This is a genomic window from Pseudokineococcus basanitobsidens (genome assembly GCF_037482545.1).
Classification (GTDB): domain Bacteria; phylum Actinomycetota; class Actinomycetes; order Actinomycetales; family Quadrisphaeraceae; genus Pseudokineococcus; species Pseudokineococcus basanitobsidens.
The window spans coordinates 149,834-167,308 of the sequence record NZ_JBBIAA010000005.1; the positions used below are offsets into that span (position 1 = coordinate 149,834).

The 17,475-nt window shown below is 76.7% G+C and carries 13 protein-coding genes; 4 read left to right on the forward strand and 9 right to left on the reverse strand.

Annotated features, from left to right (window positions below):
• Positions 1-20: 20 nt before the first annotated feature.
• Both WDZ17_RS07325 and WDZ17_RS07330 read left to right on the forward strand, forming a co-directional pair.
• Positions 21-677 (forward strand): amino acid ABC transporter permease, encoded by a 657-nt coding sequence (locus tag WDZ17_RS07325; RefSeq protein WP_422631880.1) that lies wholly within the window; start codon positions 21-23, stop codon positions 675-677.
• A complete protein-coding gene (locus tag WDZ17_RS07330) occupies positions 674-1,552 on the forward strand; it encodes an amino acid ABC transporter permease (RefSeq protein ID WP_339574490.1) in 879 nt (292 codons plus the stop codon). The genes WDZ17_RS07325 and WDZ17_RS07330 overlap by 4 nt, the downstream gene beginning before the upstream one ends.
• Before the next feature lie 46 nt (positions 1,553-1,598).
• Here the strand turns inward: WDZ17_RS07330 and WDZ17_RS07335 are convergent, their stop codons facing one another.
• The 3 genes from WDZ17_RS07335 to WDZ17_RS07345 form a co-directional block, all read right to left on the reverse strand.
• Entirely contained in the window at positions 1,599-2,216 is a 618-nt protein-coding gene (locus WDZ17_RS07335) for a regulatory protein RecX (RefSeq protein ID WP_339574491.1), read from the reverse strand.
• A gap of 11 nt (positions 2,217-2,227) precedes the next feature.
• Complete coding sequence (gene recA / locus WDZ17_RS07340; protein ID WP_339574492.1) at positions 2,228-3,286, reverse strand: recombinase RecA; 1,059 nt, start codon at positions 3,284-3,286, stop codon at positions 2,228-2,230.
• A 227-nt stretch (positions 3,287-3,513) separates the two neighbouring features.
• Positions 3,514-3,738 carry a DUF3046 domain-containing protein gene (locus tag WDZ17_RS07345; protein WP_339574493.1) on the reverse strand — a complete coding sequence of 75 codons (225 nt, stop codon included), beginning with the start codon at positions 3,736-3,738 and terminating at the stop codon, positions 3,514-3,516.
• Positions 3,739-3,899: 161 nt separating this feature from the next.
• Between WDZ17_RS07345 and WDZ17_RS07350 the strand changes: the two genes are divergently transcribed.
• On the forward strand, positions 3,900-9,257 hold the full coding sequence (locus WDZ17_RS07350; protein ID WP_422631881.1) for an Lhr family helicase: 5,358 nt from the start codon (positions 3,900-3,902) through the stop codon (positions 9,255-9,257).
• Between the two features lie 78 nt (positions 9,258-9,335).
• Complete coding sequence (locus WDZ17_RS07355; RefSeq protein WP_339574495.1) at positions 9,336-10,232, forward strand: DNA-formamidopyrimidine glycosylase family protein; 897 nt, start codon at positions 9,336-9,338, stop codon at positions 10,230-10,232.
• A gap of 200 nt (positions 10,233-10,432) precedes the next feature.
• Here the strand turns inward: WDZ17_RS07355 and WDZ17_RS07360 are convergent, their stop codons facing one another.
• The 6 genes from WDZ17_RS07360 to WDZ17_RS07385 all read right to left on the reverse strand — a co-directional run bounded on the left by WDZ17_RS07360 (position 10,433) and on the right by WDZ17_RS07385 (position 17,438).
• Positions 10,433-10,762 carry a helix-turn-helix domain-containing protein gene (locus WDZ17_RS07360; RefSeq protein ID WP_339574496.1) on the reverse strand — a complete coding sequence of 110 codons (330 nt, stop codon included), beginning with the start codon at positions 10,760-10,762 and terminating at the stop codon, positions 10,433-10,435.
• Positions 10,763-11,007: 245 nt separating this feature from the next.
• Entirely contained in the window at positions 11,008-11,610 is a 603-nt protein-coding gene (locus tag WDZ17_RS07365) for a CinA family protein (RefSeq protein WP_339574497.1), read from the reverse strand.
• Positions 11,611-11,613: 3 nt separating this feature from the next.
• Positions 11,614-12,237 carry a CDP-diacylglycerol--glycerol-3-phosphate 3-phosphatidyltransferase gene (gene pgsA / locus WDZ17_RS07370; RefSeq protein ID WP_339574498.1) on the reverse strand — a complete coding sequence of 208 codons (624 nt, stop codon included), beginning with the start codon at positions 12,235-12,237 and terminating at the stop codon, positions 11,614-11,616.
• Positions 12,234-13,769 (reverse strand): 30S ribosomal protein S12 methylthiotransferase RimO, encoded by a 1,536-nt coding sequence (rimO, locus tag WDZ17_RS07375; protein WP_339574499.1) that lies wholly within the window; start codon positions 13,767-13,769, stop codon positions 12,234-12,236. The genes pgsA and rimO overlap by 4 nt, the downstream gene beginning before the upstream one ends.
• A 23-nt stretch (positions 13,770-13,792) precedes the next feature.
• Positions 13,793-14,440 (reverse strand): PIN domain-containing protein, encoded by a 648-nt coding sequence (locus tag WDZ17_RS07380; RefSeq protein ID WP_339574500.1) that lies wholly within the window; start codon positions 14,438-14,440, stop codon positions 13,793-13,795.
• A 7-nt stretch (positions 14,441-14,447) separates the two neighbouring features.
• The gene (locus tag WDZ17_RS07385) at positions 14,448-17,438 is read right to left on the reverse strand and encodes a DNA translocase FtsK (protein ID WP_339574501.1); all 2,991 of its coding nucleotides are present in this window, start codon (positions 17,436-17,438) and stop codon (positions 14,448-14,450) included.
• Positions 17,439-17,475: the final 37 nt, after the last annotated feature.

The following is a 17,475-nucleotide window of genomic DNA, read 5'->3' on the forward strand; positions in this document are numbered from 1 at the left end:
CGACGACGACGGAGGTGGGCGTGGAGCCCGTCATCGACAACCTCGACCTGTACGTGTCGGGGTTCCTGCGCTCCCTCGGGATCGCGCTGTGGGGGGCGGTCGGTGCGCTCCTGCTGGGCACCCTCCTCGCCACCTTCCGGGTCTCCCCGGTGCCGGTGCTGCGACGCTTCGGGGCCGCGTACGTGGGGACGATCCGCAACACGCCGCTGACCATCGTCCTGTTCTTCTTCGCCTTCGCCATCCCGCCCGCCTTCGGCCTCCCCGACGCCGACTACTACGTCCTGGGGACGGCCGGTCTCGTCGTGTACACGGCTGCTTTCGTGTGCGAGTCGATCCGCAGCGGGGTCAACGCGGTGCCCTCCGGGCAGGCCGAGGCCGCCCGGGCCCTCGGGATGGGTTTCCGGCAGAACCTCACCCTGGTGGTGCTCCCGCAGGCGATGCGCACCGTGGTACCGCCGACCGGGAACGTCATCATCGCCATGATCAAGAACTCGGCCGTCGTCGGCGCCATCGGCGTCGGGGGCGATCTCTTCAGCGTGTACAACCGGCTCACCAGCGCCTTCGGCTACCCGAGGCTCCCGATCATCACGGGGACGGCCATCGGTTACCTGGTCATGACCATCACGGCGGGCGTCGTCCTCGTCCTCCTCGAGCGCCGGCTGGCGGTGGCGAGATGAGCCAGCCCACCGCCGTCCTCTTCGACGCCCTGGGACCACGTGCCCTCCGGCGCGTGCGCCTCTTCACGGTCCTCGCCGCGGTCCTCGCCGTCGCGGTCGTCGCCGTCGCCGTCGCCCGCCTCGCCCAGCGAGGCCAGTTCGACGCCGAGCTGTGGGCCCCGCTCTTCGACCCGACCACGGACGAGTTCCCCCTCGTCTGGGAGCGGCTCGGCCGAGGACTGCTGTGGACGCTCGCCATCGCCGGTACGGCGATGGCGGCGTCGGTCGTCGTCGGCGTCCTCATCGCCGTCGCGCGGCTCTCGCTCGGACGCGTCGGCCGGCTCCCCCTGGTCGCCGTCGTCGAGCTGCTGCGCGGCCTGCCCGTCGTCGTCACGATCCTCTACGTGAGCATCGCGCTCCCCGAGGTCGGTCTCGACCTCAGCGACAACTGGTACCTCGCCGTGGGGCTGACGCTCTACAACTGCGTGATCATCAGCGAGATCGTCCGCGCCGGCGTGGTCGCCGTCCCGCGGGGGCAGGTCGAGGCCGGACGGGCGGTCGGCCTGACCGACCGGCAGGTCATGAACGGGATCCAGCTCCCCCAGGCGTTCCGGTCGATGCTGCCCTCGGTGATCAGCCAGCTCGTCGTCATCCTCAAGGACACCGCCCTGGGGGCGATCGTCCTCGTGGGGGTCAGCGAGCTCGCGCGGCAGGGGCGCCAGCTGCGCAACGCCCTCGACAACCCGCTCCAGATGTTCCTCGTCATCGCGGTGATCTACATCGTCGTCAACCTCGTCCTCGGCAAGAGCGCGGAGCGGCTGGAGCGGCGGCTCAGCCGGAGCCGCGGCTCGGCGGCCGAGGAGGTCGTCGACGAGGAGGAGGGCGTCCGCGCCTGACCGGACGTCGCGGCGCGGCCACGTCCTCCTCCGCAGACGTGAGGGCTCAGGGTGCGCCGGTCTCGTCCTCGAGGGCCGCCCGGACGACGGCGTACGCGACCCCGGCCGGGTAGCCCTTGCGGGCGAGCACCCCGGCGAGGCGTCGCTCCCGGACCTGCCGGTCGAGACCCCTCGTCGCCCGCAGCCGCCGGGCGACGAGGTCCTCGGCCGCGGCGCGCTCGTCCTCGTCGGTGACGTCCGCGAGAGCGCCCCGGGCGACGTCGTCGTCGACGCCCTTGCGGCGCAGCTCGTGCTGCAGCGCGCGTCGGGCGAGCCCACGGGTCTCCTGCCGCGACCGCACGAGCATGCCGGCGTACGCCTCGTCGTCGACGAGCCCGACCTCCGCGAGGCGGTCGAGGACCTGCTCGGCGACGTCGGGCGCGACACCCCTGCTCGCCATCTTCTGCGCGAGCTCGGCGCGGCTGCGCGGCGCCATGGTCAGCTGCCGGAGGGCGATGGCGCGGGCGACGGCGACCGGGTCCGCGTCCGGGTCCTCGCGCTGCTGGACCGAGGAGCCGGCGGGCGCCGTGCCCTCTTCCGCCGCGGGCCGCCCGGCCGACGAGGTCCCGCGGCCGTGACCGCGCCGGCCGGAGGTCCTCCGGCCGGTGGCCCCCGGCGAGGCCACGCCGTCGTCGCTCAGAACGCGACCTCGGCCTCCGCCGGGGCAGCCGTCTCGGCGGGCGCGTCGACGCGCGGCCCGACACCGAGCTTCTCCTTGATCTTCTTCTCCAGCTCGTCGGCGAGGTCGGGGTTGTCGCGCATGAAGGCGCGCGCGTTCTCCTTGCCCTGCCCGAGCTGGTCGCCGTCGTAGGTGTACCAGGCGCCGGACTTGCGGACGAAGCCCTGCTCGACGCCCATGTCGATGAGGCCGCCCTCCCGGGAGATGCCCTGGCCGTAGAGGATGTCGAACTCGGCCTGCTTGAACGGCGGGCTGACCTTGTTCTTGACGACCTTGACGCGGGTGCGGTTGCCGACCGGCTCGGTGCCGTCCTTCAGGGTCTCGATGCGGCGCACGTCGAGACGGACCGAGGCGTAGAACTTGAGCGCCTTGCCGCCCGTCGTCGTCTCGGGCGAGCCGAACATGACGCCGATCTTCTCGCGCAGCTGGTTGATGAAGATCGCCGTGGTGCCCGAGCTGTTGAGCGCACCGGTGATCTTCCGGAGCGCCTGGGACATCAGGCGGGCCTGGAGGCCGACGTGGCTGTCGCCCATCTCCCCCTCGATCTCCGCGCGGGGCACCAGCGCGGCGACGGAGTCGATGACGATGACGTCGAGGGCGCCGGAGCGGATGAGCATGTCGGCGATCTCGAGCGCCTGCTCCCCCGTGTCCGGCTGGCTGACGAGCAGGGCGTCGGTGTCGACGCCGAGCTTCTGCGCGTAGTCGGGGTCGAGCGCGTGCTCGGCGTCGATGAAGGCCGCGATGCCGCCGGCCCTCTGCGCGTTGGCCACCGCGTGCAGGGCGACCGTCGTCTTGCCGGAGGACTCCGGGCCGTAGATCTCCACGACGCGGCCGCGCGGGAGCCCGCCGATGCCGAGGGCGACGTCCAGGGCGATGGAGCCGGTGGGGATGGTCTCGATGGGGGCGCGCACCTCGTCCCCGAGCCGCATGACCGAGCCCTTGCCGAACTGCCGGTCGATCTGCGCGAGCGCGGTGTCGAGGGCCTTGCTGCGGTCTGCCGTCACGGTTCCGGCCATGTCATCACCTCAGGGTCTTCGCCGGCGTGGGCCGGGGTGGTCTCGTCCGTCGGGGCGACGCTAGGAGCACCCACCGACACCCGTGCCCCCGAGGCCCGGGGGCTGTGGACGAGCGGGTCGGCCGCCGTCCTGTGCACGCGAGCGTAGGCGAACACCCGTTCGAGGGTGGGCGACACGCCGGGCGGCGCGGCGACGGGGGACGTCGTGCCCGCCCGACCACGGCGCGGTCAGCGCCGACGGACGGCCGGGTCGCGACCGAGCCGGCGCTCCGGCGGGACGTCCATGACCTCGCACACCGCCGCCCACACCTCGCGCGGCGGGACGCCTCCCTCGAGCGCCTCGTCGGGGGTCCTGCTGCCCAGCGCGCCGACCACCTGGCTCGAGGCGACCGACCGGGCGTAGCCCGCGCCGAACTCCTCGTCCATCAACCGCCAGAACTCGCTCAGCCGCACACCCCCAGGGTGCCACCAGCCCCGCGCGCCGGGCCGCGCGGACCGCTGTCGGTGGCGGCGGGCAGGATCGGCGCGTGCCCCGACGAGCCGCCGCGACCGCGGACGACGCCGCCCCCGACGGCGGAGCCCGCGAGCCCGCGCGCCCGCAGGCGCGCGAGCAGGTGCTCGAGCGCTTCTCGGAGGCGACCCGCCGGTGGTTCACCGGTGCCTTCGCCGGCCCGACGGCCGCGCAGGCCGGCGCGTGGGAGGCCATCTCCAGCGGCGACCACACGCTCGTCGTCGCGCCCACCGGCTCGGGCAAGACGCTCTCGGCCTTCCTGTGGGCCGTCGACCGGCTCGTCACCGACCCGGTCCCCGAGGCGGCGCAGCGCTGCCGCGTCCTCTACGTCTCGCCCCTGAAGGCGCTGGCCAGCGACGTCCAGCGCAACCTGCGATCACCGCTGACCGGCATCGGGCACGAGCGCGTCCGCCTGGGCCTGCCCGAGCCGGACGTGCGGGTCGGCATCCGCTCCGGCGACACCTCCGCCGCCGACCGGCGGCTGCAGGCCCGGACGCCGCCCGACGTCCTCATCACGACGCCGGAGTCGCTCTTCCTCGTCCTGACGTCGAAGGCGCGGGAGTCCCTCGCCGGGGTCACGACGGTCATCGTCGACGAGGTCCACGCCGTCGCGGGCACCAAGCGCGGCGCCCACCTCGCCCTCTCCCTCGAGCGGCTCGACGCGATGCTGCCGCAGCCGGCGCAGCGGATCGGGCTGTCCGCGACGGTGCGACCGCCCGAGGCGGTCGCCCGCTTCCTCGCCGGCGCCCGCGCGCCGGGCGAGGAGGGGGGCCGGGCGACGACCGTCGTCCAGCCGCCGTCCGAGAAGCGCTTCGACCTGTCCGTCGTCGTGCCCGTCGAGGACATGTCCGCCCTCGGCGAGCCGACCGACGACCTCACGGGCGCCGCCGCGGGCGCGCAGCGCACGACGTCGATCTGGCCGTCGGTGGAGGAGCGGATCGTCGACCTCGTCGCGCCGGTCGACGGCGAGCACCGCTCGACGATCGTCTTCGCCAACTCGCGCCGGCTCGCGGAGCGGCTCACGGCACGGCTCAACGAGGAGTGGGCCGAGCGGCTCGAGGCCGCCGCCGGCGACGGCGTCCCCCCGGACGACGATGCGCCGGACGGCGACGCGCCGCAGGAGGACGACGGCGACCTCCGGGACGAGGACGACGAGGACCACGACGGCGCGGGGCCCGGCCCGGCGGACGACCGGGACGAGGACGGCGACGTCGGGCCGCAGTGGGCGGGGTCCGCGGGCACCCGCCTGGCCGAGCGGCCGCGACGCGCGCCGGCCGAGGTGATGGCGCAGGCGGGCGCCTCGACCGGTGCGCCCGCCGTGCTGGCCCGGGCGCACCACGGGTCGGTGAGCAAGGAGCAGCGCGCGCTCATCGAGGACGACCTCAAGAGCGGGCGGCTGCCCGCCGTGGTCGCGACCTCCAGCCTGGAGCTCGGCATCGACATGGGTGCGGTCGACCTCGTCGTGCAGGTGGAGTCGCCGCCGAGCGTCGCGAGCGGCCTGCAGCGGGTCGGGCGCGCGGGCCACCAGGTCGGCGCGGTCAGCCGCGGCGTCCTGTTCCCCAAGTTCCGCGCCGACCTCGTGCAGACGGCGGTGGTCACCGAGCGGATGCGCTCGGGGCGGATCGAGGAGCTGCGCGTCCCGTCCTCGCCGCTGGACGTGCTCGCCCAGCAGGTCGTCGCGATGACGGCGATGGACGACTGGTCGGTCGACGACCTGGAGCGCGTCGTCCGGCGGGCGGCCTCCTTCGAGCGCCTGGGCCGCCCGGTCCTCGAGGCGGTCCTCGACATGCTCTCCGGCCGCTACCCGAGCGAGGAGTTCGCCGAGCTGCGGCCCCGCGTCGTCTGGGACCGGGTGACCGACGTCCTGTCCGGGCGCCCCGGTGCCCAGCGCCTCGCCGTCACCAGCGGCGGCACCATCCCCGACCGCGGGCTCTACGGCGTCTTCCTCGCGTCCGGCGAGGGCCCGGGACGCCGCGTCGGCGAGCTCGACGAGGAGATGGTCTACGAGTCCCGCGTCGGGGACGTCTTCACGCTCGGCGCCTCGACGTGGCGGATCGAGGACATCACCCGCGACCAGGTGCTCGTGACCCCCGCCCCCGGTCAGCCCGGCAAGCTGCCGTTCTGGCACGGCGACGCGCTCGGGCGCCCCGCCGAGCTGGGACGGGCCGTGGGCTCCTTCGTCCGCGAGCTCGCCGCCGCACCGGGCGGCTGGGACGGGGAGGTCGCCCGGTCCCGGGCGCAGGAGGCGGGCCTGGACGAGTGGGCCGTCGGCAACCTGCTGGGGTACCTGCGGGAGCAGCAGGAGGCCACGGGGCACCTGCCGGACGACCGCACCCTCGTCGTGGAGCGTTTCCGCGACGAGCTCGGCGACTGGCGCGTGGTGGTCCACTCCCCCTACGGCCAGCAGCTGCACGCGCCGTGGGCGCTGGCCGTCGCCGCGCGGATGCGAGAGCGCTTCGGGGTGGACGTGCAGGCGATGCCCGCCGACGACGGCATCGTCCTGCGGCTGCCCGACGTCGGGTACGACAGCGGTGGCCTGGACGGCGGCCTGCCCGGGGACGGGGACGACGACGGGGGGGCCGGTCTGCCCGACCTCGCCGACGTGCTGCTCATGGACCCGGACGACGTCGCCTCCGTCGTCACCGACGAGCTCGGCGGCTCGGCGCTGTTCGCCGCGCGGTTCCGCGAGTGCGCCGGCCGTGCCCTGCTGCTGCCGCGCCGCAGCCCGGACCGGCGCCAGCCGCTGTGGCAGCAGCGCCAGCGCGCCGCCCAGCTGCTCGAGGTCGCCAGCCGCTACCCGTCCTTCCCCGTCGTCCTGGAGACGGTGCGCGAGTGCCTGCAGGACGTCTTCGACGTCCCGGCCCTCGAGCAGCTGCTGCGCGACCTGCGCTCGCGCTCCGTCCGGGTCGTCGAGGTGACGACGCAGACGCCGTCCCCCTTCGCCCGCAGCCTGATGTTCGGCTACGTCGCCCAGTTCCTCTACGAGGGCGACTCGCCGCTCGCCGAGCGCCGCGCGGCCGCGCTGTCGCTGGACCCGGGCCTGCTGGCCGAGCTGCTGGGCCGCGGCGACGGGGCGGCGCTGGCGGACCTCCTCGACCCCGACGCGGTGCTGCGCACGCACGCCGAGCTCCAGCGGCTCCGGCCCGAGCGCGGGGTGCGCGGGGCCGAGGACGCCGCCGACCTGCTGCGGGTGCTCGGCCCGCTGTCCACGCTCGAGGTGGCGCGCCGGACCCGGCCGGACGCCGTCCCGGACGCGGCCGTGCCCTCGGGGGCCGGTGGCGCGCCCGTCCCGCTCGAGACGGGCGCCGGGCGCGACGGCGGCGCCGACGACGGGGTCACCGACGACGGGGCCACCGACGACGGGGCCACCGACGACGGGGCCACCGACGACGGGGCCACCGACGACGGGGACCCAGGGGTCTCTGCTGACGGCGCGGCGCACGAGGCCGCGGCGCAGCAGCGCGTGCCGGCGGTCGAGGCGTGGCTGCGATCTCTGGAGCAGTCCCGGAGGGTCATCGCGGTGCGCATCGCCGGCGAGGAGCGCTGGGCCGCCGTGGAGGACGCCGGGCGGCTGCGCGACGCCCTCGGCACGCCGCTGCCCGTCGGCGTGCCCGAGGCCTTCACCGCGCCGGTGCCCGACCCGGTCGGCGAGCTCGTCTCGCGCTACGCCCGCACGCACGTCCCGTTCGCCCCCGAGCAGCTCGCCCGCCGGCTGGGGCTCGGTGGGGCCGTGGTCGCCGCCGCCCTCCGCGGGCTCGAGCAGCGCGGACGCCTCGTGCGCGGCGACCTCCTGCCCGAGGGCCTCCGCGGGCTCCTCGACGAGCCCTCCGGCGCCGACCCCGGCGCCCCGTCGCCGGTGGCCCCCGAGGCGGCGGTCGAGCACGTCTGCGACGCCGAGGTGCTGCGCGTCCTGCGACGACGCTCGCTGGCGGCCCTGCGGGCCGAGGTCGAGCCGGTGCCGGCGGAGGACCTGGCGGCCTTCGTGCCCCGGTGGCAGGGCGTGGGGGCGCGGCTGCGGGGGGCCGAGGGGCTCGTGCGCGTCGTCGAGCAGCTAGCGGGCGCGGTCCTGCCGGCCAGCGCGGTCGAGTCGCTCGTCCTGCCCGCCCGGCTCCAGCGCTACGCCCCAGCCCTGCTCGACGAGCTCACCGCGTCGGGCGAGGTGCTGTGGTGCGGGCACGGCGCGCTGCCCGGCGACGACGGCTGGGTCTCCCTGCACCTCGCCGACTCGGCGCACCTCACGCTGCCGGTCCGGTCGCCGTGGGAGGCCCCCGAGGGCGGCGCGCCGGTCGCCCCCGTCCCTGCGGCGGCCCGGGAGGACGCCCTCGAGCTCACCGACGGCCACCGCGCGGTCCTCGAGGCCCTCGACGGCGGCGGGGCGTACTTCTTCCGTGCGCTGGCGGACGCCGTGGGGTCGACCGACGACGACGGCCTCGCGGAGGTCCTGTGGGACCTCGTCTGGGACGGCCGGCTCACCAACGACACCCTCGCCCCGCTGCGGGCCCGGCTGCGCGGCGGGCGGACCCGGCACAAGAGCGCGCCGGCAGCGCCGCGCTCGCGCTACGCGAGCAGCCGCCGCGGCTGGGCGGCGGGGCGGTCCCGACCCGGCCGGCCACCCGTGCCGGTGCGGGGGGGTCCGCCGCACACCGCCGGCCGCTGGTCCCTCCTGCCCACGGTCGAGCCGGACCCGACCGTGCGGGCCGCCGCGCAGGCCGAGGTGCTGCTCGACCGTTACGGCGTCGTCACCCGCGGGTCGGTGGCCGCCGAACGCGTCCCCGGCGGCTTCGCGGGGGTCTACCGGGTCCTCGCGGCGATGGAGGACGCCGGGCGGGTACGCCGCGGGTACTTCGTCGAGGGTCTGGGGGCGTCCCAGTTCGCCGGGCCGGGCGCCGTGGACCGGCTGCGCGCGGTGGCGCGCCCGCTCGGCGAGCAGCCCGGACGCGCGGGACCCGGGTCCGTGGACGAGCACCCCGCCGCCGTCCTGGCGGCCTGCGACCCCGCCAACCCCTTCGGTGCGGCGCTGCCCTGGCCCGGGCGGGGCGGGGCACCCGGCCCGCCGGCGCCCGACGGCGCCGAGGTCCTGGACGACGGGTCCCCGGCCGACGGGGCCCCGGCCGACGGGGCCCCGGGCGCCGGGAAGGACGACGCCCGGGACGAGGGCGCCGCCGGCGGTCGCGCTCACCGGCCCGCGCGCGCCGCGGGGGCGCTCGTGGTCGTCCGCGACGGCCGCCTCCTGCTCTACGTCGAACGGGGCGGCCGGTCCGTCCGTACCTGGTCGCAGGACCCCGACGACCTCGCGGCGGCGTCCCGGGCCCTCGTCACCGCCGTCCGTGACGGCGGGCTGGGGCAGCTCCTCGTGCAGAAGGCCGACGGCGAGCCCGTCCTGTCCGGCGGTGCGGTCGCCGGCGCGCTCGAGGAGGCCGGGTTCACGCCGACGCCGCGCGGGCTGCGGCTGCGCCCGTGAGCGTCGTCGCGGCCGCCCGCGTCCCCTGGGACTCCCGCGCCACCGGGGACGCCCGCGCCACCGGACGGGAGGTGAGCGGTGCCGGAGGGTGACACGGTCCTGCGCACCGCGCGGCGCCTGAACGCGGCGCTCGCCGGGGAGGTGCTCCGGAGCAGCGACCTGCGCTGGCCGTCGCTCGCGACGGTCGACCTGGCCGGGCAGCGGGTGCTCGAGGTGGCGGCGCGGGGCAAGCACGTCCTGCTCCGGACGGACGCGGGGCTCACGGTGCACAGCCACCTGCGGATGGACGGCTCCTGGCTCGTGCACCGCACGGGGCAGCCGTGGCGCGTGCGCTCTCCCGAGGGGGTGCGAGCCGTGCTCGTCGCCCCGGGGTGGACCGCCGTCGGGCACCGCCTGGGGATGCTCGACCTCGTGGCCACCGCGGACGAGGCGGGTGTCGTCGGGCACCTCGGACCGGACGTGCTGGCGGACGGGTGGGACGCCGGCGGGGCGCAGCGTGCCCTGGCCGCCCTGCACGAGCACCCCGACCGCGAGGTCGGCGACGCGCTTCTCGACCAGCGGCTGCTCGCCGGGGTCGGGACCTTCTGGATGAGCGAGCTGCTCTTCCTGCGCGGCACCAGCCCGTGGACCCGCGTCGACGACGTGCCCGACCTCGCCGGGGCGCTCGCCCTCGTCCGACGGATGATGCGCGTCAGCGTGGAGGCGCGCGACCCGGTCCAGACGACGACCGGGGACACCCGGGCGGGCCGCAACCGCTACGTGCACGCCCGGTCGGGGCTGCCGTGCCTGCGCTGCGGGACGCCCGTGCGCGTCGCTCCGATCGGCACCGGCCCGCAGGCCCGCAGCGCGTTCTCGTGCCCCTCGTGCCAGCCCGGTCCGCGACCGACGGACGACGGACGACGGCAGGCGCCGCTCGGCCACGACCGACGCGGTGGGGTGCCGGGTCGCCGCCGGGGGACCTCGCCGCGCGCCTGACCGGACCCGCCGCTCCCCCGGGCGCACGACCCCGTCGTCACCGCGTCACCGGTGCCACGGGTCCCGGCGCCACGGGTCCCGGCGCATCGGGTCCCGGACGCGCGAGGACCGCACCGGCACGGCCGGTGCGGTCCTGGGCAGGTGCGGTGGGCCGGTGCGGTCCTGGGCCGGTGCGGTCCCGCACGGGTGCGGGTGGTCGGTCAGGCGGCGCTGACGAGCCCTCGGGGCCTGCGTGCCTCCTCGCGGACGAGGTCGGCGGGGACGACGTCCGGGACGACGTCCGGCACCACGAAGTCCTCGGCGAGGGCGACGCGGTCGCTGACCTCGCTCAGCAGCTCGGACAGCGGCGTGCGCAGCGCGCCGCAGATCGAGGACAGCAGCTCGGAGGAGGCCTCCTTCTGCCCGCGCTCGACCTCGGACAGGTAGCCCAGGCTGACCCGGGCGGTGCTGGAGACCTCGCGCAACGTCCTGCCCTGCTTCTGGCGCAGGTCGCGCAGCACGTCACCCAGCTCACGTCGGAGCAGGACCACGGCGTGTCCCCCTCTCGGGCTCGGGGTGGGCGTCGGAGCGGCGGGGGCAGGGCCCGTGCGGTGGGGCGCCCGGGGACCGGCGGTGGTCGACGGGCGGGTGGCGGGACGACGGGGCGTCGAGGGGTGGCGGGGAGGAGCGGTGCTGACCTGACCACGGTACCCGGCGGACTGGCGCGGCGGCGTGGGCAGACGGGATACGTGCATGACCACTCCAACGGGCGGCCGAGGAGCCGTGTTCCGGGTGGTCACGGTGCCGCCCCGTCCGGGCGTCCGCCGGTGGCCGCACCGTCCCCGAGGGCACCGGTGCCCGCGCCCCCCGGGTCCGGGTGGCCGGTGCCCGCGGCCCGGCTGCTCTCGGGTGCGGGCGCGAGGACCTCGAGGAGCAGCGCGAGGGCGGCGTCGGCGGCGGCGGCACGGACCTCGGCGCGGCTCCCGGGGAGGTGGAGCGCCCGCGTGCGCGGCGCCCCGAGCCCCGTGACGGCGACGTGCACCGTCCCCGCGGGGTGCCCGTCCGCCGGCCCGGGACCGGCGACACCCGTCGTCGCGACCCCGACCTGCGCCCGCAGCAGCGCGCGCACCCCGTCCGCCATCGCCACGGCCACGTCCGGGTGCACGGGTCCGTGCCGTCCCAGCAGGTCGCCGGGCACGCCGAGCACGTGCGTCTTCACCTCGACGGCGTAGGCGACCACCCCTCCCCGCAGGGCGGCGGACGCCCCGGGCACGTCGGCGAGCCGGGCGCTCACGAGCCCGGCGGTCAGCGACTCCGCCGTCGCGAGCGAGGACCCGCGCCCGAGGGCCAGGTCGACGCAGCGCCGTGCCAGGTCCCCCCCGCGCCGCGCGTCCGTCACGGCTCAGCCGGTCGCCGGGGGCGCCGGCGGTCCCAGGCGGTGCTGGCGCACGGCCGAGGCGAGGTAGTCCAGGCCCGTCACGACCGTGACGACGACGGCGAGGAGGACGACGACGAGCGCCACCTCCGGCTTCCACCCGGCGACCGCGTCGGGCGTGGGCAGGAGGTAGACCGCGACGGCCAGGCTCTGCAGCACCGTCTTGGCCTTGCCGCCCCGCGAGGCCGGGATCACCCCCCGGCGGATGACGACGAGCCGCAGCACCGTCACCCCCACCTCGCGGCCCAGGACGACGACCGTGATCCACCACGGCAGCTCCCCGAGCGCCGACAGCAGGACGAGGGCCGTCCCGATGAGCGCCTTGTCGGCGATCGGGTCGACGAGCTTGCCGAAGTCGGTGACGAGGTCGTGCCGGCGGGCCACCTCGCCGTCGACCTTGTCCGTCGCGATGGCGACGGCGAAGGCGCCGAAGGCGGCGACGCGCCAGCCGGGGTCGTCGCCGCCGTCGACGAGCAGGGCGGCCGCCATCAGCGGCACGAGGAGGACCCGCAGGACGGTGAGCGCGTTCGCCAGGTTCCAGGCGCTCGGGCTCCCGTCCGCGTGCCGCCGGGCCACGAGCCAGGACGTCACCGGACCGGCTCCGCGACGAGGTCCGCCCCCGCCCAGCCGGTGACGACGGCCTCCACGAGCTCCCCCGGCCGCGGGTGGGGCGCCCCCGGGGGCAGGTGGACCTCCGTGCTCCCGTCGACCTCGGGGCCCTGGTGCTCGGCCCGCCCGACGACGACCGCCGCGGCGCCGTGGCCGTCGACGTCGAGCTCCTCGACGAGGACCTGCACGCGGCTGCCGACCCGCTCCCCGGCGCGCTCGTCGACGAGCGCCTCGACGAGCTGCTCCACGTGCGCCCGACGCTCCTCGACGACCTCCGGGGGCAGGTGCCCCTCCAGGCCGACGGCCTCGGTGCCGTCCTCGTCGGAGTAGCCGAAGACCCCGGTGACGTCCATGCGGGCGGCCTCGAGGAAGCGGCAGAGCTCCTCGACCTCGGCCTCCGACTCCCCCGGGAAGCCGACGATGACGTTGGAGCGCACACCGGCGTCCGGCGCGAGCGACCGCACCCGCTCCAGCAGCCCGAGGAAGTCCTCCGTGCTGCCGAAGCGGCGCATCCGTCGCAGCACCGCCGGCGCGGCGTGCTGGAAGGAGAGGTCGAAGTAGTCCGCGACCCCGTCGGTGCCCGCGATCGCCTCGAGCAGTCCCGGGCGCACCTCCGCGGGCTGCAGGTAGGTGACGCGTACGCGCTCCACGCCGTCGACCGCGGCCAGCCGCGGGAGCAGCTGCTCCATCGCCCGGAGGTCCCCGAGGTCCTTGCCGTAGGAGGTGGAGTTCTCGCTGACGAGGAGCACCTCCCGCACGCCCTGGTCGGCCAGCCAGCGCGCCTCGGCGACCACGTCGTCCGGTGGGCGGGACAGGTAGGCGCCGCGGAAGGCGGGGATCGCGCAGAAGGTGCAGCGGCGGTCGCAGCCGGACGCCAGCTTGAGCGGCGCCCACGGGCGGCCCGGCTCCAGGAGGCGTCGCAGCACCGGCGGGCCCGAGGCGGGCGCGAGGTCGGCGGCCCGGGCGTCGGCGTCGGCCTCCGCGGCGCCGTCGTCCTGGCGGCCTCCGTGCCCGGGGGTCGCGACCCGGCGGCCACGACGGGCCGTGGGGGCGAGCGGGAGCAGGGTGCGTCGGTCCCGCGGGACGTGGCTCGCCGGCCGCTCCCCCGCCAGCACCGCGTCGAGGTGCCCCGACAGGTCCGCGTAGGAGTCGAAGCCGAGGACGGCGTCGGCCTCGGGCAGCTGCTCCGCCAGCTCGGTGCCGTACCGCTCCGCCATGCAGCCCACGGCCACGACCGCCCGCGTGCGGCCCGTCTCCTTGAGGTCGTTCGCCTCCAGCAGCGCGTCGACGGAGTCCTTCTTCGCGGACTCGATGAACCCGCAGGTGTTGACGACGGCGACGTCGGCGTCGGCGGCGTCCTCCACGAGGTCCCACCCCGCACCCGCCAGCCGGCCGGCGAGCTCGGAGGAGTCGACCTCGTTGCGCACGCACCCCAGCGTCACCAGGGCCACCGAGCGACCGGCACGACCGTCCCCCGGGGCGGTGGAGGTGGTGGGTGACGTCGTCGTGCTCACCGTGGCCACTGTAGGCGCCGCGCTCAGGCGCTCCCCTCCACGAGCGCGCGCATCGACCGCGTCGGGCGCAGCCAGGCGCCCTCGGGCGGGAGGTTGTCGAGACGGATGCGCGGCAACGGCGTCGTGAAGGCGCCGGGCACGTCCTCGAGGTCGATGAAGGTGAGGAGGTCGGACTCCTGCGCGTAGCCGGCCACCTCCGAGAAGGCGATGACGGTGCACTCGACGCCGCCGCGCGCGAGCTCCTCGAGCGGCTCGCGGAAGTTGCGCCCGTCCGCGCTGGCCACGACGACCCGGCCGAGCGGACCCTCCTGCGCCCGCCGGGCGATGTGGTCGAGCATCGCCTCGTCGACGTCGTCGTCGGGCCGGGACTTCGGCCGCGCGAAGACGGAGAACCCGAAGGACCGGACGGCCTCCACCCACGGGCGTACGGACGAGACGCCCGCCGGCGTGATGTTCGTGAAGACGCAGCCCTCGACGTCGTGCGCACCGGCCGTCCCCACGAGCCAGCGGGCGATCGCGTCGAAGCGCGGGCGCGAGGCCGGGGAGGGCCGCTCCCCGATGACGTTCGACAGCGTCATGTCGATGTTGGGCGCGTCCCACACCAGCAGGTCCAGGGGCAGGGCGCCCTCCTCGGCCGCGCCGTCGACCTCGTCCTCCACCACGACGCTCATGCCGTCCTCACCGTCCCGTCAGCTGCCACGCGTCGTCGCTGCTCTCGTCGTCGTCCTCGTCGGCCCCGTCGTCGTACCGCTGCGGCGGCGGGGGCAGGCCGGCGTCCCAGTCGTCCTCGCCCGGGGCCCCGTACCGACCGGCCTGCTGCGGCGCGGCGGGCTCGACCTCCACGGCCTGGTCGTACGCCCGGTCCTGGCCGGCACCGGGCACCGGGTCGCCCCGCAGCGCGGCGAGCGTGTCCTCGAGGTCGTCGGGCCGCACGAGCACGTCGCGCGCCTTGGAGCCCTCGCTGGGCCCCACGACCCCGCGGGACTCCAGCAGGTCCATGAGCCGGCCCGCCTTGGCGAAGCCCACGCGGAGCTTGCGCTGGAGCATCGACGTCGAGCCGAACTGGGTCGTGACGACGAGCTCGGTCGCCTGGAGCAGCAGCTCCAGGTCGTCGCCGATCTCCTCGTCCACCTGGCGCCCGGGAGCGGCGACGACGACGTCCTCCCGGTAGACCGGCGCCAGCTGCTCCTTGACGTGGGCGACGACCGCGGCGACCTCGGCCTCGGTGACCCAGGCGCCCTGGACCCGCATGGTCTTCGAGCTGCCCATGGGCAGGAACAGCGCGTCGCCCTGACCGATGAGCTTCTCGGCCCCGGGCTGGTCGAGGACGACGCGCGAGTCGGCGAGCGAGCTGGTGGCGAAGGCGAGCCGCGAGGGCACGTTGGCCTTGATGATCCCGGTGACGACGTCGACGCTCGGGCGCTGCGTCGCCAGCACGAGGTGGATGCCCGCCGCGCGCGCCAGCTGGGTGATGCGCTGGATCGAGGCCTCGACGTCGCGCGGGGCGACCATCATGAGGTCCGCGAGCTCGTCGACGACGACGAGCAGGTAGGGGTACGGCTGCAGGACCCGCTCGCTGCCGGCCTTCGGCTGCACCCGGCCGGCGCGCACGGCCGCGTTGAAGTCGTCGACGTGCTTGAAGCCGTAGGTCGCGAGGTCGTCGTACCGCGCGTCCATCTCGCGCACCACCCACTCGAGGGCCTCGGCGGCCTTCTTGGGGCTGGTGATGATCGGGGTGATGAGGTGCGGGATGCCCTCGTAGATCGTCAGCTCGACGCGCTTGGGGTCGACGAGCACGAGCCGCACCTCGTCGGGCGTCGCCCGCATGAGCACCGAGGTGATCATCGCGTTGACGAAGCCGGACTTGCCCGCGCCGGTGGCCCCGGCGACGAGCAGGTGCGGGGTCTTCGCGAGGTTGGCGACGACGTACCCGCCCTCGACGTCCTTGCCGACGCCCATGACGAGGGGGTGGGTCTGGTGCCGCGCGGCCTGGCTGCGCAGCACGTCGCCGAGGGAGACGGTCTCCCGGTCGGCGTTCGGGATCTCGATGCCGATCGCCGACCGCCCGGGGATGGGCGACAGGATCCGCACGTCGGCGCTCGCGACGGCGTAGGCGATGTTCTTGGACAGGGCCGTGACGCGCTCGACCTTGACCCCGGTGCCGAGCTCGACCTCGTAGCGCGTCACGGTGGGTCCCCGGCTGAACCCGGTGACGGCGGCGTCGATGTCGAAGCTCTCGAAGACGCCCGTCAGCGCCTCGACGACCCGGTCGTTGGCGGCGCTGCGCGCCTTGTGGGGCGTGCCGGGCGTCAGCACGTCCGACGGCGGGAGGCTGTAGGTGACGTCCCCGCCGAGCAGCAGCTGCTCCACGCGCTGGGGCAGCTGGCTGACGGGCGGCGCCTCGAGCTCCTCCGGCGCCGCGCCGGGCGCGGGGTGGCTGCCGGCGGGCCCGTGGGCCCCGCCGGGGGCCTGGTCGGGCGTCGGACGCCGCCGGCGCCCGGGCGCCGGCGGGGCGGCGTCGTCCGCGGGGGCGGTCGACGGGGCCCCCGCGGCGCGCGACCACCCGGGGGGCTCGTCGCCGTCGCCGTCGTCGGAGGCCCCCTCGTCGCGGGAACGGGCCCGCAGCCGCTCGGCGGCGCGCCGGGCACGGCCGCCGGGCCCGTCGGGGGCCGTGGCCGCGGCGTCCGCCCCGTCCCCGTCCCCGTCCGGGTCCGTGGCCGGCGGCTCGTCCTGCGCGGCGCGGCGGCCCCGTCGTCGACGCGGCGGCGAGACCTCGTCGGTGCGGTCCCCGTCGTCGTCCCCGTCCTCGTGCCGGTCCTCGTGCCCCGACCCGTCGCCGGCCTCGTCGTCGCGGCCGCCCGGCAGCCGGGCGCGCAGGCCCGCGAGGCGCTCGGGCACGGCGTGCACGGGCGTGGCGGTGAGCACGAGCAGCCCGAACAGGCCCAGCAGCACGAGCACCGGCACCGCCACGACGGGCGAGGCGCCCTCGGCGAGCGGCACGGCGGCGAGCCAGCCGACGACCCCTCCTCCGCCGCGCAGCACGTCGGCCGTGACGGGCTGCGACGAGCCCGCCGCGGCCAGGTGCACGAGCCCGCACACGGCGAGCAGGAGGGCACCCGTCCCGATCCACGACCGACCGGGCCGGGACGGGCGGTCGGGGTGGCGCATCAGACGCACCGCGACGACGAGCAGCAGCACGGGCACGAGGAGCCCCACGAGGCCGACGGCACCCGCGACGACGGCGTGGACCGCCTCCCCCAGGGTGCCCGTGACGCCCCACCACTCGCGGGCCGCCACCAGCAGGGCCAGGGCGAGCAGGACGAAGGCCAGCCCGTCGCGGCGGTGCGCGGGGTCGAGGTCGCGCGCGCCGGAGCCGACGCGGCGGACCGTGCCCCCCACCAGGTGCGAGGTGCCGGTCCACACGCCGCGTGCGGCGCGGCCCGCCAGCGAGGCCCCGGAGCGCGGCGCCGGCGCCGGGCGGCTGCCACCGCGACGGGCGCCGGCCTGGGCAGACCCCTTGGCGCCGGCCCCCCTCGCACCGGGCCCTCTCGCACCGGGCCCTCTCGCACCGGGCCCCGTCGAGGAGCCGGAGGCGCCGCCCCGGGTGCCGCTGCCGCCGCTGCGCGTGGTGCCCGGGCGGCGCGCGGTGGTCGTGCTGCGCGTCGCCATGCGCGCACGGTAGCCGTGCCGGGCGACGGGCGACCCG